This is a genomic window from Enterobacter sp. ENT03, from assembly GCF_019218745.1.
Classification (GTDB): domain Bacteria; phylum Pseudomonadota; class Gammaproteobacteria; order Enterobacterales; family Enterobacteriaceae; genus Enterobacter_D.
The window spans coordinates 200,420-225,432 of the sequence record NZ_JAHUXA010000004.1 but is presented as its reverse complement, the minus strand read 5'-3'; the positions used below and the strand labels follow the sequence as shown (position 1 = coordinate 225,432).

The 25,013-nt window shown below is 55.5% G+C and carries 25 protein-coding genes and 1 pseudogene; 13 read left to right on the top strand and 13 right to left on the bottom strand.

Annotated elements, in window-relative coordinates; all coding sequences use genetic code 11:
• The coding region (locus KW828_RS09185) for an IS4 family transposase (protein ID WP_218336088.1) at positions 1 to 677 on the top strand (677 nt) is incomplete at its 5' end.
• Positions 678 to 816: 139 nt separating this feature from the next.
• Positions 817 to 1,992 (top strand): purine ribonucleoside efflux pump NepI, encoded by a 1,176-nt coding sequence (gene nepI / locus KW828_RS09180; RefSeq protein WP_218336087.1) that lies wholly within the window; start codon positions 817 to 819, stop codon positions 1,990 to 1,992.
• A 114-nt stretch (positions 1,993 to 2,106) separates the two neighbouring features.
• On the opposite strand, the gene KW828_RS09175 is transcribed toward nepI, so the two are convergent.
• The 5 genes from KW828_RS09175 to KW828_RS09155 all read right to left on the bottom strand — a co-directional run bounded on the left by KW828_RS09175 (position 2,107) and on the right by KW828_RS09155 (position 7,006).
• Positions 2,107 to 3,486 carry a carbohydrate porin gene (locus KW828_RS09175; RefSeq protein WP_218336086.1) on the bottom strand — a complete coding sequence of 460 codons (1,380 nt, stop codon included), beginning with the start codon at positions 3,484 to 3,486 and terminating at the stop codon, positions 2,107 to 2,109.
• A gap of 150 nt (positions 3,487 to 3,636) precedes the next feature.
• Positions 3,637 to 3,939 carry a PTS lactose/cellobiose transporter subunit IIA gene (locus KW828_RS09170; RefSeq protein WP_072570963.1) on the bottom strand — a complete coding sequence of 101 codons (303 nt, stop codon included), beginning with the start codon at positions 3,937 to 3,939 and terminating at the stop codon, positions 3,637 to 3,639.
• Entirely contained in the window at positions 3,936 to 5,333 is a 1,398-nt protein-coding gene (locus KW828_RS09165) for a glycoside hydrolase family 1 protein (protein WP_218336085.1), read from the bottom strand. Before KW828_RS09165 ends, KW828_RS09170 begins: the two co-directional genes overlap by 4 nt.
• Before the next feature lie 20 nt (positions 5,334 to 5,353).
• Positions 5,354 to 6,679: a PTS sugar transporter subunit IIC gene (locus KW828_RS09160; protein WP_218336084.1), complete on the bottom strand. Its 1,326-nt coding sequence runs from the start codon at positions 6,677 to 6,679 to the stop codon at positions 5,354 to 5,356.
• A 12-nt stretch (positions 6,680 to 6,691) separates the two neighbouring features.
• The gene (locus KW828_RS09155; RefSeq protein WP_072570968.1) at positions 6,692 to 7,006 is read right to left on the bottom strand and encodes a PTS sugar transporter subunit IIB; all 315 of its coding nucleotides are present in this window, start codon (positions 7,004 to 7,006) and stop codon (positions 6,692 to 6,694) included.
• 294 nt (positions 7,007 to 7,300) lie between these two features.
• Between KW828_RS09155 and KW828_RS09150 the strand changes: the two genes are divergently transcribed.
• Positions 7,301 to 8,254: a LacI family DNA-binding transcriptional regulator gene (locus KW828_RS09150; RefSeq protein WP_218336083.1), complete on the top strand. Its 954-nt coding sequence runs from the start codon at positions 7,301 to 7,303 to the stop codon at positions 8,252 to 8,254.
• 32 nt (positions 8,255 to 8,286) lie between these two features.
• On the opposite strand, the gene nfsB is transcribed toward KW828_RS09150, so the two are convergent.
• Positions 8,287 to 8,940: an oxygen-insensitive NAD(P)H nitroreductase gene (gene nfsB / locus KW828_RS09145; protein WP_218336096.1), complete on the bottom strand. Its 654-nt coding sequence runs from the start codon at positions 8,938 to 8,940 to the stop codon at positions 8,287 to 8,289.
• A 178-nt stretch (positions 8,941 to 9,118) separates the two neighbouring features.
• On the opposite strand from nfsB, the gene KW828_RS09140 reads away from it, so the two are divergent.
• Positions 9,119 to 9,319: a hypothetical protein gene (locus tag KW828_RS09140; protein WP_218336082.1), complete on the top strand. Its 201-nt coding sequence runs from the start codon at positions 9,119 to 9,121 to the stop codon at positions 9,317 to 9,319.
• On the opposite strand, the gene KW828_RS09135 is transcribed toward KW828_RS09140, so the two are convergent.
• From KW828_RS09135 to KW828_RS09125, 4 genes and pseudogenes are all read right to left on the bottom strand, one after another.
• A complete protein-coding gene (locus KW828_RS09135) occupies positions 9,308 to 9,625 on the bottom strand; it encodes a DUF1493 family protein (RefSeq protein WP_218336081.1) in 318 nt (105 codons plus the stop codon). The genes KW828_RS09140 and KW828_RS09135 overlap by 12 nt on opposite strands.
• Positions 9,625 to 9,726 (bottom strand): annotated as a pseudogene (locus KW828_RS22125) (STM2901 family protein); the annotation flags it as partial. The gene KW828_RS09135 and the pseudogene KW828_RS22125, both read right to left, overlap by 1 nt.
• Before the next feature lie 49 nt (positions 9,727 to 9,775).
• A complete protein-coding gene (locus tag KW828_RS09130) occupies positions 9,776 to 10,093 on the bottom strand; it encodes a DUF1493 family protein (protein ID WP_218336080.1) in 318 nt (105 codons plus the stop codon).
• On the bottom strand, positions 10,093 to 10,542 hold the full coding sequence (locus KW828_RS09125; RefSeq protein WP_218336079.1) for an STM2901 family protein: 450 nt from the start codon (positions 10,540 to 10,542) through the stop codon (positions 10,093 to 10,095). The genes KW828_RS09130 and KW828_RS09125 overlap by 1 nt, the downstream gene beginning before the upstream one ends.
• 233 nt (positions 10,543 to 10,775) lie before the next feature.
• Here KW828_RS09125 and KW828_RS09120 point away from each other — a divergent pair, with 233 nt between their 5' ends.
• Complete coding sequence (locus tag KW828_RS09120) at positions 10,776 to 11,711, top strand: LysR family transcriptional regulator (protein WP_218336078.1); 936 nt, start codon at positions 10,776 to 10,778, stop codon at positions 11,709 to 11,711.
• On the opposite strand, the gene KW828_RS09115 is transcribed toward KW828_RS09120, so the two are convergent.
• The gene (locus tag KW828_RS09115) at positions 11,676 to 12,962 is read right to left on the bottom strand and encodes an FAD-dependent oxidoreductase (RefSeq protein WP_218336077.1); all 1,287 of its coding nucleotides are present in this window, start codon (positions 12,960 to 12,962) and stop codon (positions 11,676 to 11,678) included. The two genes, KW828_RS09120 and KW828_RS09115, sit on opposite strands and share 36 nt — an antisense overlap.
• A complete protein-coding gene (locus KW828_RS09110; protein WP_218336076.1) occupies positions 12,962 to 14,563 on the bottom strand; it encodes a PTS transporter subunit EIIC in 1,602 nt (533 codons plus the stop codon). The genes KW828_RS09115 and KW828_RS09110 overlap by 1 nt, the downstream gene beginning before the upstream one ends.
• A gap of 385 nt (positions 14,564 to 14,948) precedes the next feature.
• On the opposite strand from KW828_RS09110, the gene dagR reads away from it, so the two are divergent.
• From dagR to KW828_RS09075, 7 genes are all read left to right on the top strand, one after another.
• Complete coding sequence (gene dagR / locus KW828_RS09105; protein WP_218336075.1) at positions 14,949 to 17,747, top strand: transcriptional regulator DagR; 2,799 nt, start codon at positions 14,949 to 14,951, stop codon at positions 17,745 to 17,747.
• Positions 17,748 to 17,960: 213 nt separating this feature from the next.
• On the top strand, positions 17,961 to 18,386 hold the full coding sequence (locus tag KW828_RS09100; protein ID WP_218336074.1) for a PTS sugar transporter subunit IIA: 426 nt from the start codon (positions 17,961 to 17,963) through the stop codon (positions 18,384 to 18,386).
• A 10-nt stretch (positions 18,387 to 18,396) separates the two neighbouring features.
• Positions 18,397 to 18,882 carry a PTS system mannose/fructose/N-acetylgalactosamine-transporter subunit IIB gene (locus KW828_RS09095; RefSeq protein ID WP_218336073.1) on the top strand — a complete coding sequence of 162 codons (486 nt, stop codon included), beginning with the start codon at positions 18,397 to 18,399 and terminating at the stop codon, positions 18,880 to 18,882.
• A gap of 25 nt (positions 18,883 to 18,907) precedes the next feature.
• Positions 18,908 to 19,657, top strand: coding sequence for a PTS sugar transporter subunit IIC (locus tag KW828_RS09090; protein WP_218336072.1), 750 nt, complete (start codon positions 18,908 to 18,910; stop codon positions 19,655 to 19,657).
• A complete protein-coding gene (locus KW828_RS09085) occupies positions 19,654 to 20,514 on the top strand; it encodes a PTS system mannose/fructose/sorbose family transporter subunit IID (RefSeq protein WP_218336071.1) in 861 nt (286 codons plus the stop codon). Before KW828_RS09090 ends, KW828_RS09085 begins: the two co-directional genes overlap by 4 nt.
• Positions 20,515 to 20,517: 3 nt before the next feature.
• Entirely contained in the window at positions 20,518 to 21,627 is a 1,110-nt protein-coding gene (dgaE, locus tag KW828_RS09080; RefSeq protein WP_218336070.1) for a D-glucosaminate-6-phosphate ammonia lyase, read from the top strand.
• Positions 21,614 to 22,357 (top strand): 2-dehydro-3-deoxy-phosphogluconate aldolase, encoded by a 744-nt coding sequence (locus KW828_RS09075; protein WP_218336069.1) that lies wholly within the window; start codon positions 21,614 to 21,616, stop codon positions 22,355 to 22,357. The genes dgaE and KW828_RS09075 overlap by 14 nt, the downstream gene beginning before the upstream one ends.
• Before the next feature lie 267 nt (positions 22,358 to 22,624).
• Here KW828_RS09075 and KW828_RS09070 read toward each other — a convergent pair whose 3' ends face one another.
• Positions 22,625 to 23,857: an MFS transporter gene (locus KW828_RS09070; RefSeq protein ID WP_218336068.1), complete on the bottom strand. Its 1,233-nt coding sequence runs from the start codon at positions 23,855 to 23,857 to the stop codon at positions 22,625 to 22,627.
• A gap of 120 nt (positions 23,858 to 23,977) precedes the next feature.
• Here KW828_RS09070 and KW828_RS09065 point away from each other — a divergent pair, with 120 nt between their 5' ends.
• Positions 23,978 to 24,985 carry an ABC transporter substrate-binding protein gene (locus KW828_RS09065; protein ID WP_218336067.1) on the top strand — a complete coding sequence of 336 codons (1,008 nt, stop codon included), beginning with the start codon at positions 23,978 to 23,980 and terminating at the stop codon, positions 24,983 to 24,985.
• The last annotated feature ends 28 nt before the right edge of the window (positions 24,986 to 25,013 follow it).

Sequence of the window (25,013 nt, the reverse complement as noted above, 5' to 3'; positions counted from 1 at the left end):
ACTGGTTCCGGCATGTCCGTCACCTGGGCTGGCAGTATACCGGGCGGGTCAGAGGGCTGGTCAGCTTCCGTCTGGAGGGGACACATCGCTGGCTGAACATCAGCGACCTTCAGGCCGGTTCAGAGCCGGTCAGGGTGGGATATGGTGTGCTGGCCCGTAAGCCACGCGAGCCGTGCTTCGGCAGCTTTTACCTGCAAAAACGGCCATCAGCCGGACGCCATGGTCAGGGCGGAATGCCGAAAACCAACCGGGAACACCGGGCAAGTGCACAGACGCCGTGGCTGCTGTTCAGCAATGTCGAAGGGCGTGAGCCGGAGCAGATAATGAAGCTCTACAGCCGGCGGATGCAAATCGAACAGAACTTCCGCGACGAGAAGAACCCGCGCTTCGGTTACGGTCTGCGGTACAGCAGAAGTCAGGGTAAGGGGCGTCTGGAGGTGCTGAGTGTGGTGATGGCGATGGCGAGTCTGGTGATGTGGCTGACGGGGTATCAGGCGGAGAAAAAGCAGCGTCATCGTGCATATCAGGCCAACACGGTGAGACGACGGGCGCTGTCTTATCTGAGTCTGGCAGCGGCGATACTCAGGCACGAACCGGGAAAGGTAAGACGGATGAGTATAGTTAATGCGCTGAAAGTGCTGGGAAAAGAGTACAGTAATCTGGTCCTGAATAAATGACCAGATTACTGGGGATCCCTCAGCCCGTGGGGAGAGGGAAAACCCTGAATCCGCCCTTAAGTTGCTAAATCGTTAAATACGTCACACTCAGAATGTTACACTGCGCAACTTTCTCGCCAATACCGACGCAGGGGACGACATGAGTGAGCATAAAGAAGGACAGCAGCGACCAAACTGGTCGGCGGTGTTTGCCGTCGCGTTTTGCGTGGCCTGCTTAATTACGGTGGAGTTTCTGCCGGTCAGCCTGTTAACGCCGATGGCGCAGGACTTAGGCATTTCCGAAGGCGTGGCCGGGCAATCCGTCACGGTGACGGCATTTGTCGCCATGTTTGCCAGCCTGTTTATTACCCAGACCATCCGCACCATCGATCGGCGCTACGTGGTGATTTTATTCTCCGTGCTGCTGACCCTCTCGTGTCTGCTGGTCTCTTTTGCCAACAACTTCACGTTGATGCTGCTGGGCCGCGCCTGTCTGGGGCTGGCGCTCGGCGGCTTCTGGGCGATGTCTGCCTCACTGACCATGCGACTGGTGCCGGCGCGTACCGTGCCGAAAGCGCTGTCGGTGATTTTCGGCGCAGTGTCTATTGCGCTGGTGATCGCCGCCCCGCTGGGCAGCTTCCTTGGCGGGATTATCGGCTGGCGTAACGTGTTTAACGCCGCCGCCGTGATGGGCGTCATCTGCACGGTCTGGGTGTGGAAAGCGCTGCCGTCGCTGCCGGGCGAGCCGATGCAGCACAAGCAGGACATGTTCGGCATCCTGAAACGTCCCGGCGTATTCGCGGGCATGTGCGCTATTTTCATGGCGTTTGCCGGGCAGTTCGCCTTCTTTACCTACATCCGCCCGGTGTACATGAGCATGGCCGGGTTCGACGTGGACGGCCTGACGCTGGTGCTGCTGAGCTTCGGCATCGCCAGTTTTGTCGGCACCTCTATGTCATCGCTGTTCCTGAAAAAATCGCTGAAGCTGGCGCTGACCTGTGCGCCGCTGGTGATGGCGGTCAGTGCGCTGGTACTGATCATGTGGGGCAGTAATAAAATCGTGGCCGCCGCCATTGCGATGGTGTGGGGCTTAGGCTTTGCGCTGGTGCCGGTAGGCTGGTCGACGTGGATCACCCGCTCGCTTTCCGATCAGGCAGAAAAAGCCGGATCACTTCAGGTGGCGGTGATCCAGCTTGCCAATACCTGTGGCGCTGCTGTCGGCGGTTATGCACTCGATAACCTCGGTCTGCTCTCGCCGCTGGTGATTTCCGGCAGCCTGATGCTGTTAACAGCCCTGCTGGTGGCCGCGAAGGTTCGCGTAAAAGAGGTGCATTGAGGGTTAATGGTGAGTCTGCCGGGTAACGGCTTGCGCCTTACCCGACCTGACTGTACTGCAACGTCTTTGTAGGCCCGGCAAGCCTGCGCCGCCGGGCGTTACACATCACACCAATCAGAACCACGCTTCCCACATCGCGCCAACGTTGAACGAATCCAGCGTTTCATCGCTGGTGTTGTTGATGCGCGCGGTGCGTTCGTTATCCACCTTGCCGCCGGTCACGTAGAAGCGCAGCATCGGACGGAATTCCGGTCCCATGTCGATGGAAATGTTCTGCGACAGCGTCGCTTTCCAGCCGTGGTTATCTCCGCCCTGGTCGAAATCAACTTTCTGCCAGCCCAGTTCCAGCCAGGTAGAATGCACCTGGTTCCACCAGTACATCGGACGCACAATAGCGTTGTAGTTGCGGCGATCGTCGATGTTGTTGGCATCGTTTGAATAGTCGTGGTACGCCAGCAGGTATTCGACCTGCGCCTGTTGGGTAAACTTGTAGTTACCTTCGAAGCTGGCGTAGATCGCCGTCAGCTCGTCGGTTTTGTTGTAGACGCTGTTATCTGAGTTATCCGAGTAGCGGGCGATCACTTTATTCACGCCGTTGTCACCGGTATGGCTCAGCACCACGCCGCCCTGCCAGGCTTTCAGACGCTCATCGCTGTCCACGGCTTTCGAGTCAAAGCCATAGTTAGCGTACAGCTCCACGTCGATCGGACCCGCTTTCATGCCGTGAATTTTTGAGGTGACGGCATAGTTGCCTTTATCGCCGGTGCCGGAGCCGCCGGTACAGGTGATGCGTGACGGGTTACCTTCGTCATTCATCACTTCCGGGCTACAGGATTCCACTGCCGCCACGGTTGCCACGTCAAACTGCACGCCGCCGATGTCGAAGTTTTTGATCCCCGCGCCCTGGCCATCATGGTTCATCCAGAAGTAGTCGTTGATGCCCTGTTGTGGACGCTGGTGGAAGTCACGACCCGCCCAGATATAGGCATTCGGGTTGGATTCCAGAATGTTGGTCACCCCGGCGTAGGCTTTTTTCAGGTTCACCTCGTCGCCCCAGTGATCGATCATCACGTTGATGTCCCAGATCGCGCCGTTGGAGCCTTTAAAGGCTTTGGAAAGCTGGAATTCGCCGCCGTTGCCTTCGTTACCCAGACGACCGATCGCCGAGGAGCCGTTATAGGAGCCATCGACGCCGACAAATTTCTGATCGCCGCTCTGGAACTGCGCGCCGTAACGCGCATAGCCGGTGAACTTCACGCCGAACGGGATCGCCATATCCGGCGTCTGCGCAGCGCTTTGCGGTTCGGTAATGACGTCGGCTTTCTTCGCAATGGCCGCGTCCATTTTGGCCTGACGTTCCGCCAGGGCTTTATCCACCGCTTTTGCCACGATGGCGTCGATCTGTTCCTGCGTAAACTCTTGTGCTACCACGTTTCCTGAGCAAAGCGCCGCCATGACCGCCAGAGCCACTGGAAGTTTTTTATTTAATTTCATGTTTGTCTCAATGTAGTAAATTATTTTCAGACAATAATCATCCCGTCCGTATTGAACGGAATAATTGTGCTATCACCATGTCATATTATTTGAGGGTACAGCTGTATTAAAATATTCTCGTAACGATTTCTCCGTTATCTGATAAATAAATTAACGTTGATAAAGCTGGACGATTTCTTCCGATAATTCGCGAGCCAGTAATGAGGTCATTAAATGGTCCTGGGCATGAACCATAATTAATGTCATCGGCTGGCGGGCTTCGCCTGCATCCTGCTCAATCAGTTTGGTCTGCATATGGTGCGCCTGGCGCGAATAACCGTCGGCCTCGCGCAGCAGGCTTTTGGCTTCGTCGATGTTGCCCGCGCGCGCGGCGCGCAGGGCTTCAAAGCACAGGCTGCGGGACTGCCCGGCATTAACGATAATTTCCATTACCGCTTCTTCTAATTCGATCATGATAAAGACTCTTCGTTAAAACCATTGTTGGCTGAGGTGGCGGCAAACCATTCCCCGCTTTTTTTGACGGTACGCGTCTGGGTTTTCAGATCCAGCTGGACAAAACCGTAGCGGTTTTTATAGCCGTTACACCAGGACCAGTTATCAATAAAGGTCCACATGTGATAACCGAGGCAATTACAGCCTTCGCTGATCCCTTTATGCAGCCACTTCAAATGCCCGGATACAAATTCAATGCGGTAATCGTCATTAATTTTGCCCTCCGCAACAAAGCGCTGTTCATTTTCTACGCCCATGCCGTTTTCAGAAATAAAGCAGCGTGGGTTGCCATAATTGACGCGTAAATTGGTCAGAATGTCGTAAATACCCGGCTCGTAAATTTCCCAGCCGCGATACGGATTCATTTTGCGGCCTGGCATCTCGTAATAATCAAACAACCACTCCGGCATAAACGGCGACTGCGGGTTGACGGCGTTTTCACGGCATTTCACCCGACGCGGCTGGTAATAGTTAATGCCCAGCAGGTCGATTTTTCCTTCGGCGATCAGCGCGCCGTCTTCCGGTGTGCAGGCGGGCAGCTGATCGTACTCTTTCAGCAGCGACACCAGATCAGGCGGATATTCGCCTTTCAGCACCGGGTCGAGGAAGCTGCGGTTAAACAGCAGATCGGCATGGTGCGCGGCAGTTACATCCGCCGGATGCTGCGAACGCGGGTACGACGGCGTCAGGTTCAGCACGATGCCAATTTCCCCGGCATAGTGACCGGCGCGGAACGCCCGCACCGCCGACGCATGGGCCAGCACCGTGTTATAGGCTACGGTGGCCGCGCGTTTGAAATCCACCACGTTCGGGTAATGGAAGTCATACAGATAACCGCCTTCCACCGGCACAATCGGCTCGTTGAAGGTAAACCAGTGCATCACGCGATCGCCGAACAGCTCAAAACAGACCTGCGCGTAACGGCTGAACGCCTCGACCACCTCGCGGTTTTCCCAGCCGCCTTTCTCCTGCATCACCATCGGCATATCGAAGTGGAACAGGGTAATAAACGGCGCGATCCCCTGCGCCAGCAGCTCGTCGATGACATTGTTGTAAAACGCCACCGCCTGCGGATTCACCTCGCCGGTTCCGTCCGGGATCAGCCGTGACCAGCTGATCGAGGTGCGGAAACTGTTGTGGTTCAGCTGTTTCATCAGCGCGATGTCTTCACGCCAGTGCTGATAAAACGTCGAGGTATCGGCAGGCCCTACCTGCTGATGAAAGCGCCACGGCTGGCTGGCGTACCAGTGATCCCATGTCGTTGCGCTTTTACCGCCGTGCTGGCTTTCCCCTTCGGTTTGCAGTGCGGAACTCGCGCTGCCCCACCAAAAATGCGCGGGAAATGCGTATTTCATCTCAACCTTCTCCTTATTCATTACGGGCTGACCGTTTCCGCCAGCGGGTTGGTGGCCTGCGCTTTCTGCTCTTCGGTTTTCATCAGCGAGCGCTCATAAGCACGCAGGAACGGCAGGTACATCAGCGCCGACATCACCATACAGATGAGGCACATGACTACCGGACTCAGCGCCCAGTTCGCCGCCCAGGAGGCGCCAATCGGTGCCGGCGTGGTCCACGGCGTCAGGGAGACGACCTGCGCCAGCCAGCCGAGACGGGTTGCGCCATACGCGAGGCAGGCGTTAATCATCGGTACGAAGACGAACGGAATGAACAGCATTGGGTTCATGATGATCGGCGCGCCGAACAGGATCGGTTCGTTGATATTAAAGAAGCTCGGCACGATGCCCATTTTGCCGATGGTCCGCAGATGCGTGGCACGGCTGCGCAGCAGCAGGAACGCCAGCGGTAAGGTGGAGCCTACGCCGCCAATCAGCAGGTAGTGATCCCAGAAGCCTTGCAGATAGACGTGCGGCAGTGCCGCGCCCGCGGCCAGTGCGGCCTGGTTGGCGGAGAGGTTTGCCATCCAGAACGGGTTCATGATGCCGGTGACAATCAGCGAACCGTGGATCCCGGCGAACCAGAAGATCTGGCACAGCAGTACCGACAGCAGAATGGCTGGCAGAGAATCCGAGGCGGATACCAGCGGCTCCAGCAGGTGCATAATCGCCTGCGGCAGGATCATGCCGGTCTGCGCTTCAATAAACAGGTTCAGCGGATGCAGCGTGGCAATCACCACCAGTACCGGAATGAGGATCTCAAACGAGCGCGCCACGCCGGTCGGCACTTCTTTCGGCAGACGGATGGTAATGTTGTTCTGCTTCAGCCACGCATACATGCGGGTGGAGTAAATCGCCGTGATCAGCGCGGTGAAAATCCCCTGCCCGGACAGATACTGGGTGGAGATTTTGCCATCGGCATAGGGTGCCGCGACCAGTAAAAACGCCATAAAGGCCAGCAGACCGGACATCACCGGATCGAGATTAAACTGCCGCCCAAGGCTGGCACCGATCCCGACGGAGATAAAGAACGTCATCACCCCCATGCTCAGGTTAAACGGCAGCATCAGCTGTTCGCGGTAGGTCTGGGAGAAATCCAGCCAGCCACGGGCAAAGCTGTTCGTGGTATCGGCAGAGAATGGCGGGAAGATAAACACCAGCATAAACGAACCGATGATCATGAACGGCAGCGCGGCGGTAAAGCCATCACGAATGGCGATAACGTATTTCTGTTGCCCCAGTTTGCCCGCCAGCGGGGTAATGGATTGTTCAATGACGGCAACCATTGACTGATATAACGAACTCATAGGAACACCTTTTTAGTGCGCCGCCTCGATGAGCGACAGAGCATAGTCCAGTACCTTATCACCGCGCTGCATACCGTAGTCCATCGGGTTGATGGGCTGAACGGGGATGCCGCAGGTGGCAGCCTTTTCGGAAAGCGTGTTTAACATATATTTCACTTGTGGGCCGAGCAACACCACCTGGTAGCGCGAGAACTGCGTATCAAATTCCGCGACGCCATAGGCATCGATCTCCACCGGCAAACCCCTGGTTTGCGCCTCTTCGACCATTTTCCTGACCAGCAGACTTGTGGACATGCCCGCGGAACAACACAGCATGATCTTGACCATCGACAACCATCCTCAAATTGTTAAAAGTTATTGCGGGGCTGATTGGATAACAAACGGAAACCGGTTTCCATTTGTTCGCAAATGAAATGTGAAGCCCGTCAATCTCTGTGATGTATAAGCTTTCTTTATTAGCGCTGCATCACAGATTTTGAGGCGATTCTGATAGCAAGAAAGTGCCTTTGGAAAATCGGTTTCCATGAAAAATGGAAAGCGGTTATACTGCGAATGGCGATATTATGAGCCATTGTTCGATTTGGAATTTTTTGGCCCTCGCCGGGCCACCAGGGGATAAAGATGTCTACAATCAACGATGTATCACGTTTAGCTGGGGTCTCAAAAGCCACAGTGTCACGGGTGTTGAGTGGATCGCGAGGGGTCAAGGAAGCCAGCCGCCTCGCGGTATTAAAAGCGGTCGACGAGCTGAATTACCGGCCAAACGTCATCGCCCAGTCATTACTGAGCCAGTCCACAGGCTGTATCGGCGTGATTTGCGCGCAGGATAACGTCAACCAGACCACCGGTTACCTGTATGCCCTTGAGAAACATCTCAGCCAGCATCAGAAACATCTGCTGCTGCGTTTTGCCAATAACAAAGCGGGTGTGATGAATGCGCTGGAGGAGTTGACCTGCGGCCTGTGTGATGACGTGCTGATCATTGGCGCGCGTTTCCCGCTGGGCAACATCGATGAGAGCGTGATCCTCGTGGATTGCGCCGAGGCAGAAACCCCTAACAGCATCCAGTTTGATCACGCTTTCGCCGCCGAAACCGCCTGTAATTACCTGATTAGTCAGGGCCGACGTCAGATCGCCGTGATCCACCCGGACACCAGCGGCGCGGCGGATCAGGTTTTACTCGGTTACAAACACGCGCTGGAAAACAATTTCCTGCCGTTTAATCGTAATCTGGTGTTTATGGATTCGACCAGCTCGTCGGTGGCCTTACAGGTGCTGCTTAACAACGCGACCACGCTGAACTTTAACGCGCTGCTGGTGGCCGACGAACAGGAAGCGCAGCGGGTGATCAGCCAGCTGCAGGCGTTTAATAAATCGGTGCCGGGCGACATTATGGTGTTCAGCCTTGCCGGTTCGCTGCAATTACCCGGCATTCCGAGCATTCCCGCTATCGAGTATTCGATGGATGCGATGGCCGCCCGTATTGTCAGCTGGCTCACCGAAAAAACGCAAAGCGTACTGGGCGCCTGCGTGCTGCGCGGTGATTTAATTATCCCGGATCGCAGAACGCGTTAATTGCTATCCCGGCGTAAACGCCGGGACGCTGCTTAAATAAACGTAAAAATCTCGTCGCGCGGCAGGCGGGATTTTGGCAGGCTGGCGTTGAAATCTTTGTCGCTTTTCACGCCCAGCGACACCAGCACGACGCTGGTTAAGCCTTTCTCACGCAGTCCCAGCGCCAGATCCAGTTCGCGGGAGTCAAAACCTTCCATCGGCGTGGCGTCGATGCCGAGCATCGCGGCACCCAGCAGCAGACCGCCCAGCGCAAGGTATACCTGCTTTTCCATCCATTGCGGCACATCGCGCAGTTCATAACGATGCATATCCACGTAGCCACGGCGGCCTTTATCCTGTCCCGCTTTGGCTTCTTCGCTGGCGAAGCGACCATCTTTCTGCTCCTGTTCCAGCACGTTTTGCAGATGTTCTTCCGTCAGATCGCTTTTCATGCACAGGGCGATCACGTGGGAAGCATTCAGCACTTTTGCTTCGTTATAGGAAAAAGCCCCGGCGGTGGATTTGGCGATCGCGGCGCGGCCTTCGGCGGTGGAAGCCACCACAAAATGCCACGGCTGGGAGTTCACCGACGACGGGCTGTTTTGCAGCACGTTCAGCAGGGTTTCAATATCGTTTTCCGGCAGGGTCTGGCCGGGTTCAAAAGCTTTAACAGTGTGGCGGCTCAGCACGGCATCATTAAGCGTCATCATTTTTTCCTTCCAAAAAGTGAAACGTAACGGTTGTTCGCCTGAGAATAGCGCCAAAGCCGACGCAGAAAAACCTGTCCTGCGGTGCAGCACTTTCACTTTAAAGATGAAAATCAGGTGCGCACTGGCGCATTTCTGGCAACAATGAAGACCGTTTTTTCCTGTTCCGGAGAGCGTCATGATCCGCCTTGAAGATGTGACCTTGTTTGTGCGCTCCACGCATAGCCTGCGGCTGACGCTGCCCGATCAGAACAGCGATATTTTTAGCGATCCGGTGGATGTGGCGATCTGTTACGGCGTACTGGATAACACCAGCTATGTCGCGCTGCCGCTGTCAGAGAAAACTCGGTGTGTAATGGTGTGCCCCTTAATCATATAGCCAGCGTCCAGCTTTAGCCGACTCAATAATCATTTCAAGCGTGAGTGGCTTGAACTGGCGACCTTCCCACTTTCTACGAAGTTTAAACTGCCACCAGTGAAGCTCTGGCTCAAAGTAATTATCCAGAACAAAAGTGCTATGTTCGATGCCGTACCGGGTGAACAGGTCAATAAGCATATCCTCCAGATCTTCCGGCACGAAATTGAAATGTTCCTGAAAGGTCCATTCCTTCTTTGCTGGGTGCTTGCGATCGCTGTAGTTCTCGGTAACGTAATTCAGGAATTCTTGTTCATCAGGCCGCAGCATCAGAAATATGTCCATGCAATCCGATCTTTTGGTCGGGCAATCAGGTTGTATTTATTCCTTGTTTCTCGGGCGACAATGGCACAAATGATCACGGCTTGAGATGTCGCGCTGCCGCTGTCAGAGAAAACTCGGTGTGTAATGGTGTGCCCCTTAATCATATAGCCAGCGTCCAGCTTTAGCCGATTCAATAATCATTTCAAGCGTGAGTGTCTTGAACTGGCGGTCGCGCCACTCCTTCTTAAGATTGAACTGCCACCAGTAAAATTCAGGCATGAAATAGTTGTCGATATTAAAATTGCTATGCTCAATGCCGTACCGGGTGAACAGGTCAAACAGCATTTCCTCCAGATCTTCCTGGAAGAAATTAAAGTGTTCTTGAAATGTCCATTCTTTCTGCGTTGGTTGATCACGCTCGCCGTACTTCTCAGTGACGTAATCCAGCAGCTCTTGCTCATCAGGCCGCAGCATTAGAAATAGGTCCATGCAATCCGATCTTTTGACCGGGCGATGAGGTTGTATTTCTTTCTCGTTTCTCTGGCGACAATGGCAAATATGATCACTGCCTGGGTGTAACCAACGTAAGGGACCGCTCTACCTACTATAGCTCCTACCTTGTTTGTATCACGGCTATGCCCCAATACGCTGGTTCCCATTTTCATTCCACCCGGAAGGCGAACGTTCTTGAGTATTCTGCGGGATAACTTAGACGCAATGCTGGTTCGTTTAACTTTTGAACCCAGGACAACACGCTTAGGTAGTATGGGCTGACCGGCAAGGATGGTTGCAGCTGTTTCTATCTCAACCCCTAAATGATCCGCCAGGTACTCTGCAAATATCAGCCAGAATAGCTCTTGCGGGGTTAGGTTGGCGTTGCCGTGGTAAAAGTACGTGCCGCCCAGTTCTTCGGTGGTATCCATAAGATCATTCCCTTTTCTTGTTTAGGTTACATTATTCCCTGGTTGTAACATGGACAATGAAATACCGTTTTTTCAATTCCTTCTGCGGGAAACTCGACGACCTTAGCGGCGCAAGGGCTTGCCAACAAACAGATCTGACCGTGTTCATTTTAACGAAATCTCAAGATACCAGATGCGCACTGGCGCGTTTCTGGCAACAATGAAGACCGTTTTTTCCTGTTCCGGAGAGCGTCATGATCCGCCTTGAAGATGTGACCTTGTTTGTGCGCGCTGCGGCGTTAGGCAGTTTTTCGAATGCTGCCCGTGAGGCGGATTTATTGCCCGGTCAGGTGAGCGCTGCCGTGCACCGGCTGGAGCGCGATCTGGATAAGCGGCTGTTCGTGCGCTCCACGCGCAGCCTGCGGCTGACGGCGGAAGGGGAAAAATACCTGCCGTTCGCCCAGGAGATGCTGGCGGTGGTGCAGGCGGGGCAAGAGAGTCTGCACAGCAGCGATGACGAACTCCAGGGCGAGCTGAAAGTCGCCGTGCCGTCGGACATTGGCCGCAATGTGCTGCTGCCGCTGATCACCGATTTTTGCACGCAGCATCCGAAAATCACCCTGCGGCTGTCGCTGTCCGACCAGATCAGCGATATTTTTCGCGATCCGGTGGATGTGGCGATCCGCTATGGTGTGCTGGATAACAGCAGCTACGTTGCGCTGCCGCTGGCGGAGAAAAACCGCCGTGTACTGGTGGCGTCGCCTGATTATCTGGCCGCGCACGGGCGTCCCGCAACGCTGGGCGATGTAACCCATCATCAATGCCTGCTATACACCATGCACAGCCACGTTCACGATAAATGGACGTTCCATGAAAACGGTTTGCGCCGCCAGCTCACGGTGAAAAGCCGGATGCTGTGCGATGACGCCGACGTCGCCCGCCGCTGGGCGATTGCCGGAATGGGCATCGTCTATAAATCCTGGATAGACGTCAGCGCCGATGTGGCCGCAGGCAGGCTGGAAGTGCTGTTGCCACATATTGCCGGCGAGGCGGCACCGCTTAATCTCATCTGCCCGCACCGTAAGCAGTTTTCACCGGCGATCCGTCAGCTGCACGGCATGTTGCGCGCGCAGATGACGGCGATTGTTGACGGATTAACCGCCCCTCACCCGGTGTTCGGTCCAGGGTAAAAACGCAATGTCCAGCATCACGCCCTGGCGGGCAAGCTCTGCATGCAGTTCATCCACCGGGACAGCCGCCAGTCGGCGCTGGTGCTCAATCGCCAGCGCCGCCGCGATCCCCGCCGCCTGACCAAGCGCAAAACAAGTCGGCATCACCCGCACGGACGAGAGCGCAACATGTGTCGTGGAAATCGCCCGCCCGGCGACCAGCAAGCCCTCCACGCCCTGTGGCACCAGGCAGCGGTAAGGAATGTCGTACTGCGCCAGCTTGCGCTCATCGCAGCTTTTCGCCCCGTCCGGGCTGTGAATGTCGATGGCATAATTCGTTTGCGCCACCACATCCGAGAAGGTTTGGGCCGCCAGCAGATCGGCTTCGGTTAATGTATACAGTCCCTCAATGCGCCGGGATTCGCGCACGCCCGTTTGCGCTGCAACGTGCGACAAAATGTAGTTCTCAAAGCCGTTGCGTTGCAGGTAATACGCCACGGAAAAAACCTGTTTCAGCCCCTCTCTTTCCGCGTCGCTGCCCTCTTTGATGGTCGCGCCGTTGCCCTTGATGCGCGTCATGTTGACGATCAACGTGCCGTCAGGTTTCAGCTCCCACAGCAGGCGGCGGCCCTGCGGTAAATCCTCCACCCGCTCGTAGTGATAACAGCCCTCCGGCAGATGCGGTACCACCGGACTGCCGGTATTCTGCATCTGGAACATCAGCGTCATCGGCTGCGTTAAGCCATCGCTCTCTCGCCCGCTAAAGCAGCGCACCCCCGCCGCTTGTGCCACATGGGCATCTCCCGTCGCGTCGATAAATACCTTGCCGTTAATCGCTCGCAGCCCCTCACGGGTATTGACCAGCACCCCGGTTAACTGATTTTCGGCCATTAACGGCGCGACAACATCAGCGTGGAACAGCACGGTGACGCCCGCCGCCGCCAGCATTTCATTGAGGTGATAGCGCAGCAGCAGCGGGTTGAACTGGATTTTCAGCAAGTGCGGATCGACTTGACTAAAAAAGTCTGGACGGATTTTTCCGATAAGCTCTTTATAGATCCCGGTCAGATTGCCGACGGTCATAAAAATACTAACGTTGCCAAGCGTCGCCATGCCGCCGGGCTGGGCAGATCGCTCCAGTAAAATCACCTGCTTACCCGCCCGCGCCGCCGCGATTGCCGCCGCGACCCCCGCCGGGCCTGCGCCCGTAACCACCACATCGGCACTGGCATACACCGGGGCCTGAAGCTGAATGTCTATCTGTTCTTTCATTAGGAAGCATCCTTGCTGGTATCGATTAGGCTATCGACGGCTTGTCTGTATTCAGAAACACGCATTCCGAAAATAATCTGATATTCATGGCTGGCAGGATGCGCCACGCCTGCCGCATCCGGGATCGATTTGAGGCCCTGCTCATCCACCCGGCTTGCATCGTGGATCTGGATGCGCAGTCGTGTCATGCAGTTGTTGACCTCTTTGATATTGCTGATGCCGCCCAGGGTTTGCAGGAGTGTCCGCGCCACCTCTTCACGCGACAGCAGTTTTTCACCTGAACCGGCGCTCTCTTCCCGGCCTGGCGTCATGACATTGTAGTTTTCGATATACCATTTGAAGGTCACCAGATAGACGAAAAACAGCACCACGCCAAGCAGCACAATCGGTATCCAGGTTGATTTATGTCCCTGCAATACGCCGTTAAAGAGGATTTCCGGTACCGTGCTGCCGCCGAGATAGGAGACGTGGAAGGCATCAAGCACAGCAAACGACAGTCCCTGCAACGCGCAATCCAGCAAAAATAACGGCGGCGCTAAAAAAAGATACATAAAGGTGAAGGGTTCGACCACGCCCGCGAACATCGCCGCAATAGCCGCCGAGATCGCCACCGTTTTCACCTTACTGCGATCTTTTGCCGCCAGATAAATGCCTACCAGCGCGCCGGGAATGCCGAACACTTTGCCCGGCGTATCGCCCTGACCGAGCCACAGCCGGGTGATATGAGAGATGTTGTCAGTGAAGTCCGGTGTTGCCAGTGCCGCCATGGTGATGGCTTTGGTGCCGACATAGGTCTGGCCCTGGATCTCCAGCGTGCCGCCAATCGGCGTGTAGTGCACCAGTGAATACCAGATGTGTTGCAGGCCGGTCGGCAACAGCAGTTTTTCAATAAAGCCGAAAGCAAACGAGCCTGCGATACCCGCGCCAGTCAGTGCCGACGCTGCCCACGACAGCCCGCCGCCCACCCACGGCCAGATAAACGGCAGCACCAGCCCGATCAGTACGCCAGCAAGCCCCGCGAGGATTGGCGGCAGATGGCGTCCCTGATAAAAGCCGAAGATCAGTGGCAGCGTGCGTTCGCTGTTGTGCCGGGTAATAGACGCCGCCATTGCACCTACAATGATGCCGCCTAATACGCCCGTATCCACGGTCTGAATACCGAGCACAGTATTTTGCATCGCTTCACGCATGGCCAGTGTTTGTGCAAGCGCCACCATATTTTGCACATCGATCGTTACGTCCGGTTTCAGCGCCATTCCAGAAAGTCTTAACGTTAATCCGGAAAATATCAGCATACACAGATAGGCAATTAACGCCGCGAACGCCGCCGTCTCTTTTTTCCCTTTTTCACTCATGCCGATGGCAATGGAAAGGCAAAAAATCAGCGGTAAATAGGTAATGATCACCAGCCCCGTTTGCGTTAACACATTGGCAAAAAACTGCACGCCGCTAGCCTGCAACAAGACAAACTGACTGACAAAATGGGGGTTTTTAAGTACCGCACCGATGGACAACAGCAATGCATAGCAACTCATCACCGCCACGGCAGGCAAAAATGATCGTCCAAGGGCAGAGAAATAACGTTGTAAGATTCCGTTCATCTAATTTCCTTATATTCAGCGGATTAATTTAATTGGGAGGAGTAAATAATATTTATTTGCTGAATTAAATATGCATTTAATTGCGGGGTCATTAAAAATGACGGAGAAAGGGTAGCGGGCAATAATCATTAAATAAAAGGGAACGTTCCCTAATGTTAGGTCAGGATCACAAATCGTTGCGCCAGCCTGCTGAAATGCGCACGTTTAATTCATGGATAAATGACCTGTAGCAAAGAGCCTGCCGGTATCAAAACACCTATTTTGTAGACTGATTAAATCTTCATAACGTAAACGCCGCGCGCTGTCTCTGACGTCGGCTTCTCTTTTTTGCCTGGCTAAATAAGGTATGGTTTGAACAATCATAAACTTCTTAAGCGGTAAAGAGATGAGGCGGATTGAGGTAATACTGGGGGAGCTGGAGCGACTGACACGTGGCCTGAGCCTTGCCGATTTGGCGCAGGAAACCGCTTTTACGGCAGAGGCGATAGGCTTCAATCTCGGACTGGCGCGTAACTCCGTCAGTAAAGATCTCAATTCGCTCTGGCATGAGGGACTGGCGATTAAAAGCCGTGGTCGTCCGGTGTTCTTTTTGCATCGTCAGACGCTAGAAACGCTGCTGGGACGTAAGCTTGGCGATGGCGAACGAGAGGTGCGCTCGGTGGCCGATCTGCTGCCGTATCAGAACGCCCATGCTGACAACGATCCTTTTACCCGCCTGACGGGATACGATCGCAGCTTGCGCGACGCAGTGGAAAAAGGTCGCGCGGCGGTGCTTTATCCCCAAGGGCTGCATGTGCTGCTGACCGGGCCATCCGGTGTCGGTAAAACCTTCTTTGCGGAGTTGATGCACCGTTTCGCCTGTGAGCACGCTGCAGGCTCGCCGCCACCACTGGTTTACTTTAACTGCGCGGAATATTCCCATAACCCGGAACTGCTCTCTTCTCATTTGTTTGGTCATCGGCAGGGGGCTTTTACCGGTGCACATGCAGATAAAACCGGGCTGGTGGAACAGGCGGACGGCGGCTATCTGCTACTTGATGAAGTACATCGCCTGCCCTATGAAGGACAGGAGAAGTTGTTCTCTCTTCTCGATAAAGGTGAATATCGTCCGCTGGGATCAAGCGCCACGGCGCGATCGATTTCGGTACGCCTGATTTGCGCCACCACCGAAGCGGTGAGTTCCGCGCTGCTGCGCACTTTTCAGCGGCGTATTCAGGTATGCATTGATTTACCCGGCATCCGGCAGCGTTCGGTCGAGGAGCAGATCGAGTTGATTATTGGTTTCATGCAACGCGAAAGCCGCAAAATCGAGCGTACGGTGTGCATCGACAAGACGCTGCTGCTCTGGCTGCTCAACAAACCGCTCGAAGGCAACATCGGCCAGCTCAAAAGTGATATTCAGTTTCTGTGTGCTCAGGCGTGGGCATCGGGGATGACGGAGCACAATGACACGTTGCAACTGGATAAACGGTTAGTGGACGTGCCGTTTAATGCCACACCCGAACAGCGTCTGCTGGTCGATACGTTGTTTAATGGTAAAGAGCGACTGAGTGTGGATGCGCGCACGCTGCCTGCGCTGAAAACATCGCTGGCAACCGGGGCGGAGATTGAGGAGAGCGATCTCTTTTACAGCTTTCTGACGCGCGAATACGTCAATCTGCGTAACAGCAATGTGCCACCGGCGGAAACGCTGGCGATCCTGAAAAATAAACTTAGCTCGATTTTTGAGTATGGTCTCTACAGCCGCGACAACGTTGTTCATCCACCACGCTATGGCGATCAAATTGAGGAGCGCGTGACGCTGCTGATTGGCTGCGTGGAGCAGGTGCTTAGGTTTACTCTGCCAGAGAATCTGGTCAATCCGCTACGCAAACATTTTCTCGCGCTGATTGGTTACGTGCAGCGCGGGCTGATCCCGCAACTTTACTCCTCCAGCCTAATCCTCGACCGCTGCAAAGATGAATACGACAACGCCACGCTGCTGTGTCGGAAAATCAATGAACTCCTGCATATTCAGTGTCCGGCGACGGAAATCGTCTGGCTGTGCCTGTTCCTGAAAGAGTGCCGCCATTACCGCCAGCGTATTGATGCCAGCCCGGAATGCGGCGTGATTCTGATTGCGCACGGGGCGACGACAGCCACTAGCCAGGCGCAGTATGTGAACCGGGTGCTGGAGCGTGAGCTGTTCAGCGCTATTGATATGCCGTTTGAACAGTCGGTTCATGACACTCTGGAAACGCTGACGCAGTGGATCCAGATCCGGCGCTGGCAACGGTTAATTCTGATGGTAGATATTGGTTCGTTGGTGCATTTTGGTAGTACTATCAGTAAGTTATTTAAGATTGATGTTCTGCTGATACCTGATATTACCCTGACCAGCCTGCTGGAAGTGGGGCTGGATTTGAGTTATGAAACCAGTGATTTACCGCAGCTGGCGGCGTTAATGCAGAGCAAGAATATTCCCTGTCAGCTCTGTACGCCGCAGCAAGAAAACGGCGGCAAGGTGCTCGTGATCTCCTGCATTACTGGTATGGGCACCGCAGAGAAAATCAAAAAGGTGCTGGAGGAGAGCTTTGGTGAACTGATGTCGCAGGACACGCGGATGGTGATACTCGATTACAACGAAGTGCGCAGTCTGGAGCGCGTCCAGCAGTCGCTTCATGGCCGTGAACGGCTGGCGGGCATTGTCGGCACTTTCCAGCCGGGGCTACCGGATATTCCCTTTATCTCGCTGGAGGAGTTGTTTTCCGAACAAGGGCCGGAACTGGTACTGAGTCTGCTAATGCCGGATCTTGCAAATAGCGAGCGTCGTCTTGAGATGGAGCGCAGCGCGATGCGCTTTATCAGCGCGCTCACAATGGAAAGCATCATCAACCATATTTCGGTGCTCAATCCGCAGCGCATTCTGCAAGAGATGGAAGGAGTGTTCAACTACCTGACCCGCGAGCTTGGCCTGCAACCGAGCCGCCAGGTGACACTACGCTTCCTGATCCACTGCTGCTGCATGGTCGAGCGTATCGTGATTAACCGCAAACCGTTACAGATGGCGCTGGAAAACAAGCGAGATCTGGATCCTCGCGCCTTTAGTGTCATCAAATCTGCATTTCAGCCCATTGAAGAAGCGTATGCCGTCCGTTTATCGGATGCGGAATATTTTTATATTTACGAACTGCTTTATAGCTGATCCCTTATCTGGCGTGGCATTTCGACACGTCAGACCGCCTTTCTTCCCCGCGTGACACAAAATCTGGCACAGCCTTTGCCTTTACTCTGATGAGTTTTGCCGGATGGCGGCGTAAACGCCTTATCCGGCCTACGAATGAATATCACCGTAGGTCCGGTAAGCGCAGCACCACCGGGCATTGCCAGTCCCAATTAATCATGCCAGGAGGCCATTTTGACGACTACTGAACCCTTGCCTGAAATCCTGCTGCTGACGCATGGCGGCTGGGGACAACACCTCTGCAATAGCCTGCGGATGGTAACGGGCGAAATTAAAGGCGTGATGGAAATTGCGCTGATGCCCGTCGATACGCTGGGGGAGTTTTACCAGCGTGTTGAGGCCCTGGTGAAAACCATGCCGGAAGGCTCACTCATCCTGACCGATTTTGTGGGCGGCACCACGTCCAACGTCGCGGCGCGACTAAGTGCCGATTATCCGGTGGCGGTGATTTCCGGGCTGAACGCCTCCCTGCTGCTGGATGCGCTGGACCGTCGCGAACATGGCCCGCTGAGCGCCTGCGTGAGCGGCCTGGTGGAAGCCGGACGCAGCAGCTGTCTGGACGTTGTCGCCCACGTTCGTCAATTACAACAATCACAATAAGGAAATTATCATGGCAAACATTGTCTTATGCCGCATCGATAGCCGACTCATTCATGGGCAGGTAGTGACCAAATGGGTCGGGCAGTCGCAGGCCAACCGGATTGCGGTGGTCAGCGACGAGCTGGACGCCGATCCGTTTATGAAAAACATCTACCTGATGGCCGCGCCGCCGAACATCAAAGTGGACTGCTACAGCAATCAGAGCTTTGCGGCAGCGTGGAAAGAAAACCAGCTCGGCGACGGCAATGTACTGGTGCTGTTCCCTTCTCTGGCAGCGATCCATCAGGCCGTGCAGCAGGGATTTGATGTCATCACTATTCAGGTTGGCGGCTTAGGCGGCGGGCCAAACCGCAAAGCGGTTTTCCAGAACATCACGCTGGATGAAAAAGACGTCGGCATTCTGAACGACCTGAAAAGCCGGGGGATTAAGGCGATATTCCAGACCATCCCGGAAGATAAGCCGCAGTCTCTGGACGACATCCTGAAAAAATTCTAATTCTCTGATAACAGGGTAAATAACGATGGATACTTTAGTTTTTGCAAGCCTGATGGGGTTGTATTACTGGTTTGCCCGATTACGCCTCGGCTACACCTTCTCCGCGATGCTGATTCAGCCGGTAGTTATTGCGGTCTTCGTCGGCCTGCTGCTCGGCAATATGCAGACGGCGATGATCATCGGCGCGGGTATGCAGCTCGTTTATCTCGGCGTGACTTCAACGCCGGGCGGCAACGTGCCGTCCGACCCGGCGCTGGCAGCCTGTATCTCGATTCCAATCGCTGTGAAGGCCGGGATGGACCCGAACCTGGCGATTGCGCTGGCGATCCCGTTTGGTGTAATCGGCGTTTTCCTTGACCAGTTGCGCCGTACCCTGAACGCCGCCTGGGTGCATATGGCGGATAAACACGCAGAAACGGCAAACATGGCGGGCATTATGCGCTGCGCCTTTCTCTGGCCAGCGCTACTCGGCCTGGCGCTACGCTTTCCGGTGGTGTTTGCCGCCAACTATTTCGGCCAGAACGTGGTGGAAAGCTTCCTCAAACTGATGCCGCACTGGTTGACCCATTCCTTTGAAATTATGGGCGGGATCCTGCCTGCGTTGGGCTTTGCGATCACCATTATGGTGATCGGTAAAAAGAGCCTGCTGCCGTGGTTTATCGGCGGATTCTTCGCGGTGCTGTATCTCAAGGTGGACATCATGGCAATGGCGATATTTGGCACCTGTGTGGCCTTCCTGATTAAGAGCCTGGCGAAAAATGAAGGAGCAGCATGATGAGCAGCGATGTAATGCAACATGATCTGGTTGAGCGCGCGCGGGAAAGTGCAGCCCTGACCAAAGCCGACATCACCAAAGCCTGGCTAATTTACTGGCTGGGGGCGGAATTATCCAACTCCTATGAACGTTTGCAGAGCCTGATTTTCTGCGCCTCGATGACACCGATCATCAAAAAACTCTACCCACAAAAAGAAGAGCAGGTGGAGGCGCTGAAACGCCATCTGAATTTCTTCAACTCAGAGCAAACCTTTGGCGCGGTGATCCAGGGGATTTCCATCGCCATGGAGGAGCAAAAAACGCGCGGCGAGCCAATTGCCGACGCCTCGATCACCGGGATTAAAACGGGCCTGATGGGGCCGCTGGCCGGCATGGGCGACGCTATCATCTGGGCAGCAGTCATGCCTCTGCTGATTGCTATTTTTATCCCGTTCGCCGCCAATGGCAGCGCGTTCGGCGGGATTGCACCGCTGATCCTCTACCCGGCAATTACGCTGGCGATAAGCTATGGCCTGATCCACAAAGGCTACACCTTGGGACGTGACTCCATCGTCGGACTCTTGCAGGGAGGGCGAATCAAAGAACTGATCTACGGCGCTAACGTGTTGGGCCTGATCATGATGGGGGCGCTGTCGGCAAGCTACGTCAAGATCACCACGCCACTGAAGATTAGCGCCCTGAAAGGTTCTGAAGTGGTGGTTCAGCAAATTCTCGACTCTATCGCGCCGGGCCTGTTGCCGCTGGCGGCGGTGTTCGCCATCTACTTCTATCTGGTGAAAAAAGGCCCGCGTTACACCACTATTCTGCTGTCGATTGTTCTGCTTAGCGTGGTCTGTTCGCTGCTGGGGGTGCTGTAAATCATGACGCAGAATATCTATCAACAGCTTGGACTCAAACGGGTGATCAACGCCTGCGGCAAAATGACGATTCTGGGCGTCTCCAGCGTCGCGCCAGAGGTGATGCATGCCACGGCACAGGCAGCCTCGGCTTTTGTGGAGATCGACAGGCTGGTGGACAGAACTGGCGAACTGGTTTCCCGTTACACGGGGGCTGAGGACAGCTACGTGACGTCTTGTGCGTCGGCGGGGATCGCCATCGCTGTGGCCGCCGCCATCACTCGCGGCGATCCGTCTGGGGTGTCACTGCTGCCAGACAGCACCGGCATGGCTAACGAGGTGGTGATGTTGCGCGGTCATAATATCGATTACGGTGCGCCAATTACCAGCGCGATCCGGCTTGGTGGTGGCCGGGTAGTAGAAGTGGGGTCAAGTAATCTGTCCGCTCGCTGGCAACTGGAGAGCGCCATTACCGACAATACTGCCGCGCTGCTGTATGTGAAATCACACCACTGTGTGCAAAAGGGGATGCTGAGCATTGAGGATTTTGTGCAGGTGTCACAGAAACACAACCTGCCGCTGATTGTCGATGCCGCCGCCGAGGAGGATTTACACGCCTGGGCCGCGAGCGGTGCGGATATGGTTGTCTACAGTGGGGCGAAAGCGTTTAACGCGCCAACCTCCGGGTTTATCACCGGCAAAAAAACGTGGATCGCGGCCTGTAAAGCGCAGCATCACGGCATTGCCAGGGCAATGAAAATCGGCAAGGAGAACATGGTCGGGCTGGTGTACGCGCTGGAGAATTACCATCAGGGACAGGCCGTGGTGACCACCGAACAGCTTCAGCCGACAGCAGAAGCTATCTCGGCAATTCAGGGACTGTATGCTGATATTGAGCAAGATGAAGCCGGGCGTGCTATCTGGCGCATCCGCATCCGGGTCAACGCACAACAACTGGGGCTTAATGCCCGCGAAGTCGAAGCCCGACTGCGCGGTGGCGACATCGCCATTTACACCCGTTGCTATCAACTCCACCAGGGCGTATTTAGCCTTGACCCACGCACGGTCGCAGAAGGCGAAATGGCGTTAATCGTGGCGCGACTGAAGGAGATTGCAGATCATGCAGCAGATTAATTTTTACCGCCAACGTGTAGCGATTAACGTGCTGGCGAAGGACATGGCTAACGCCCGGGAAATCTTTGACGCTGCCGAAGGCCATGCGGTGATCGGCATCCTTTCAGCACAGTTTGCCTGCGTGGAGAAAGGTGTTCAGGAGGTAAAACGCTGGGTGGCTGAAGTGCCGTCTGTTTCCGTCGGGCTGGGAGCGGGCGATCCGGCGCAGTATTACAAAGCGGCGATGATCGCCGCACGGGTGCACCCGGCGCACGTCAACCAGACCTTTACCGGATGCGGTTTTGCTGCCGGGGCGCTGGCGGCGACGGGGGGCGAGCAGACATATATCAACGCGCTGGTCAGCCCAACCGGCACACCGGGCGAGGTGCTGATCTCCACTGGCGTCAGCAGCAGTCAGGGGAAGCCTGCCCGTGTCTCGTGCGATACGGCAGTACGCATGATGCAGGATATGGGGGCGCACGCGGCGAAGTTTTTCCCGATGGGTGGCGAGAAGTCCTTACCGGAACTGTATATGCTGGCGACTGTTGCCGCCCGCAATGGGATGATGCTAATAGAACCAACAGGCGGTATAGACCTGGATAACATCGGCGTTATTTTGCAAACCTGCCTGGAGGCTGGCGTACCGCGCGTGATGCCGCACATATACAGCTCGATTATCGACCCGCAAACGGGCAACACACGGCCCGAGGATGTCGTCAGGTTAATGGAGATAGTCAAAGCGTTGGTGTGACAACCCCAGGAATGCCGGATGCGCGTTATCCGGCATTTCGTTCAGGCAGATTTTGATTAATAAAGAGGGAAGAAATCGCAGGGAGTACCATGTCACTAAGCGATCAATTTCTTACTGACTTCATCTGCCCCTTGCAAAACATCACGGTCATTATTTAGCCCATTACGCTGTGTAATACATCGTTGCCCGGTTCGCTGTAGGTGGCACCAGGTGGGATGAGCGCTCGTGCTGATAACCTGTGGGCAGTGGCTCGCAACTTTGCCCGCGTTAACGCTGTTGCAGCGGGCGGCAGATCACCAGCATGGCGATGGCGCTGCACAGCGGCACGGCGGCGAGCAGCAGCCAGGGCATTATCGCCTGCGGGGAAGGCGTCAGCGCGTGATCGAGCTGGCCGCCGAGCAGAAAATTACCCGCCAGCACCGCCACGCCGCCCATCGAGGCGAGTGCGCCATAATGTGCGCCGAGATTATGCTCGCTGGCGAAACGCGGCACTAAATCCATGCCCACCGGCACAATGATCATCTGTCCGAGCGTTAACAGCGTCACCATGCAAATGGCCGGGATCAGCCGCTGCCAGTTATCGGGCGGCACGTCGGCGGCAAAAAACGCCACGCTGGCGAACGAGGCGCTCAACAGCCCGAAGCCGAGCGGCAGCGTGCGCAACGGGCCGAGGCGACGGGCAAAGCGCGCCAGCGGCAGTTGCAGACAGACGATCAGCAGCGAGGCGAGCATAAACAGCGGGCCGAGATCGGTTTCCCGGCTGCCGGAGCGGCGCAGTTCCACCGGCAGCGCCAGATAAAGCTGGTTATAGCTGAACAGATAGGCGCTGTAAGCGATGATAAAAGCCACAAAACGCGGCTGGCGGAACGTCTCCCACCAGGGCGTGATTTTTAGCTCGCTGGCCTTGTGCGGCGTAGCGGGCAGGCTGAAAAACAACACCACCAGCGCGACGATAAACACCCCCGCACCGGCCAGCGCCACGCGCTGAAAACCAAATCCCGCCAGCAGCGCGCCGAGCACCGGCCCCAGCACCGCGCCCAGTTCGCCGCAAACGGCAAACAGCGCGAACCACTCCTGGCGGCTGCGCTTGCCGTCGGCTTCACTCTGCGTACCGGCTTTGGCCAGCAGCGCCTCGATAGCAGGGGAGAACAACGCCCCGCCGACGCCGGTCAGACAGGCACCCAGCACCACCGGCCAGAATGACTCCCCCAGCGCCAGCAGCAGATAGCCGCTCACCCGCACCAGACAGCCGCTGAGGATCACCACCCGCGCACCAAAGCGGTCCGCCAGCGCGCCGCCCACCAGAAACATCCCCTGCTGCGAGAAGGTGCGCAAGCCAATCACCAGCCCGATCACCCAGCCTGACAGCAGCAGGTCATCGCGCAGGTAAATTGCGAGAAAAGGCACAACGGCATAGAAGCCAATATTAAAGACCAGCTGGCAGCCGGAAAGCAGATAAGGGGAGGTGCGTTTTGTTGCGTCTGTCGAAGTTGAAAACATGCCATAACCGAAGTTGAGTGATGAAAATTGACAATATATTTTGCGATGGGTATAAGTCCACCACTTAAGAATGATTTGCATTTACCTGCGCGTAGCCACTGATCCTCTGGAGTAAGACGAATGCCGGTTTTAAAGAAATCGCTGTTAGCTTTAGGAATGCTTTGCCTGAGTACGGCCTCTGCCCTGGCGACTCACTACCCGTTAACCCTTGATAACTGTGGCACAACGCTCACTTTCAACAAAGCGCCGGAGCGCGTGGTGGCACTGGGGCAGAACTCCGCCGAAATCATGCTGATGCTCGGTTTGCAGGACAAAATGGTCGCCAGCGCCTTCTGGCCGACAAAAGTCTTACCGGAACTCGCAAAGCAGAATGAAAAAGTCAAAGTGCTGACCGTGGAGATCCCGACGCTGGAGTCCATTCTGGCACAGGAGCCGGATTTTGTGGCGGCACAATTGCCGTTGCTGCTCGGGCCGGACAGTAAAGTCGCCAAACGCGAAGATTTTGCCGCCGTGGGCGTAAACAGCTATTTATCGCCGGGCGTCTGCACCACCACCAAAAACACCGGTGACATCTACGGTAGCCGCAAACAGATGTGGGACATGACCCAGCTGTACAAAGAAATTAACGACCTGGCGGCGATTTTCGACGTGCAGGATCGCGGTGATGCGCTGGTGGCGAGCTTTAAAAAGCGCGAAGCCGATCTGCGCGAGAAATTCCACAAGGGCAATAAAGATCTGTCGTTCGTCTTCTGGTTCTCGAGCGCCTCGCCGTCAGCCGATGCGCACATGAGCGGCAAGAACAGCGCCTCCGGCTTTATCGCGAATATGCTGGGCGGTCACATCGCCCTGAATACCGACGCTGAATGGCCGACGGTGAGCTGGGAAAGTGTGATCAGCGCCAACCCGGACGTGATTGTCGTTGCCAGCCTCGACCGTAACCGCTGGGTGCTGGATCGCGCCGAAGAAAAAATTAAATTCCTGAAAACCGATCCGGCGGTCAGCCAGCTGGATGCGGTGAAAAAAGGCCATATCGTGGTGATGGATGGTCAGGCGATGAACCCGACCGTGCGCACGATTTATGGCGCGGAGCAGGTGGCGGCACAATTAGAGAAAATGGATCTGAACTGATGTCTGTTGCGTCCCGCTCGGTAGTTGA

What these genes read in the sequence shown, in the direction of transcription:
- nepI (WP_218336087.1), top strand. Translation starts at nt 817, where the DNA reads ATGAGTGAGCATAAAGAAGGACAGCAGCGACCAAACTGGTCGGCGGTG.
- KW828_RS09175 (WP_218336086.1), bottom strand. Translation starts at nt 3,486, where the DNA reads ATGAAATTAAATAAAAAACTTCCAGTGGCTCTGGCGGTCATGGCGGCG.
- KW828_RS09170 (WP_072570963.1), bottom strand. Translation starts at nt 3,939, where the DNA reads ATGATCGAATTAGAAGAAGCGGTAATGGAAATTATCGTTAATGCCGGG.
- KW828_RS09165 (WP_218336085.1), bottom strand. Translation starts at nt 5,333, where the DNA reads ATGAAATACGCATTTCCCGCGCATTTTTGGTGGGGCAGCGCGAGTTCC.
- KW828_RS09160 (WP_218336084.1), bottom strand. Translation starts at nt 6,679, where the DNA reads ATGAGTTCGTTATATCAGTCAATGGTTGCCGTCATTGAACAATCCATT.
- KW828_RS09155 (WP_072570968.1), bottom strand. Translation starts at nt 7,006, where the DNA reads ATGGTCAAGATCATGCTGTGTTGTTCCGCGGGCATGTCCACAAGTCTG.
- KW828_RS09150 (WP_218336083.1), top strand. Translation starts at nt 7,301, where the DNA reads ATGTCTACAATCAACGATGTATCACGTTTAGCTGGGGTCTCAAAAGCC.
- nfsB (WP_218336096.1), bottom strand. Translation starts at nt 8,940, where the DNA reads ATGACGCTTAATGATGCCGTGCTGAGCCGCCACACTGTTAAAGCTTTT.
- KW828_RS09140 (WP_218336082.1), top strand. Translation starts at nt 9,119, where the DNA reads ATGATCCGCCTTGAAGATGTGACCTTGTTTGTGCGCTCCACGCATAGC.
- KW828_RS09135 (WP_218336081.1), bottom strand. Translation starts at nt 9,625, where the DNA reads ATGCTGCGGCCTGATGAACAAGAATTCCTGAATTACGTTACCGAGAAC.
- KW828_RS09130 (WP_218336080.1), bottom strand. Translation starts at nt 10,093, where the DNA reads ATGCTGCGGCCTGATGAGCAAGAGCTGCTGGATTACGTCACTGAGAAG.
- KW828_RS09125 (WP_218336079.1), bottom strand. Translation starts at nt 10,542, where the DNA reads ATGGATACCACCGAAGAACTGGGCGGCACGTACTTTTACCACGGCAAC.
- KW828_RS09120 (WP_218336078.1), top strand. Translation starts at nt 10,776, where the DNA reads ATGATCCGCCTTGAAGATGTGACCTTGTTTGTGCGCGCTGCGGCGTTA.
- KW828_RS09115 (WP_218336077.1), bottom strand. Translation starts at nt 12,962, where the DNA reads ATGAAAGAACAGATAGACATTCAGCTTCAGGCCCCGGTGTATGCCAGT.
- KW828_RS09110 (WP_218336076.1), bottom strand. Translation starts at nt 14,563, where the DNA reads ATGAACGGAATCTTACAACGTTATTTCTCTGCCCTTGGACGATCATTT.
- dagR (WP_218336075.1), top strand. Translation starts at nt 14,949, where the DNA reads ATGAGGCGGATTGAGGTAATACTGGGGGAGCTGGAGCGACTGACACGT.
- KW828_RS09095 (WP_218336073.1), top strand. Translation starts at nt 18,397, where the DNA reads ATGGCAAACATTGTCTTATGCCGCATCGATAGCCGACTCATTCATGGG.
- KW828_RS09090 (WP_218336072.1), top strand. Translation starts at nt 18,908, where the DNA reads ATGGATACTTTAGTTTTTGCAAGCCTGATGGGGTTGTATTACTGGTTT.
- KW828_RS09085 (WP_218336071.1), top strand. Translation starts at nt 19,654, where the DNA reads ATGATGAGCAGCGATGTAATGCAACATGATCTGGTTGAGCGCGCGCGG.
- dgaE (WP_218336070.1), top strand. Translation starts at nt 20,518, where the DNA reads ATGACGCAGAATATCTATCAACAGCTTGGACTCAAACGGGTGATCAAC.
- KW828_RS09075 (WP_218336069.1), top strand. Translation starts at nt 21,614, where the DNA reads ATGCAGCAGATTAATTTTTACCGCCAACGTGTAGCGATTAACGTGCTG.
- KW828_RS09070 (WP_218336068.1), bottom strand. Translation starts at nt 23,857, where the DNA reads ATGTTTTCAACTTCGACAGACGCAACAAAACGCACCTCCCCTTATCTG.
- KW828_RS09065 (WP_218336067.1), top strand. Translation starts at nt 23,978, where the DNA reads ATGCCGGTTTTAAAGAAATCGCTGTTAGCTTTAGGAATGCTTTGCCTG.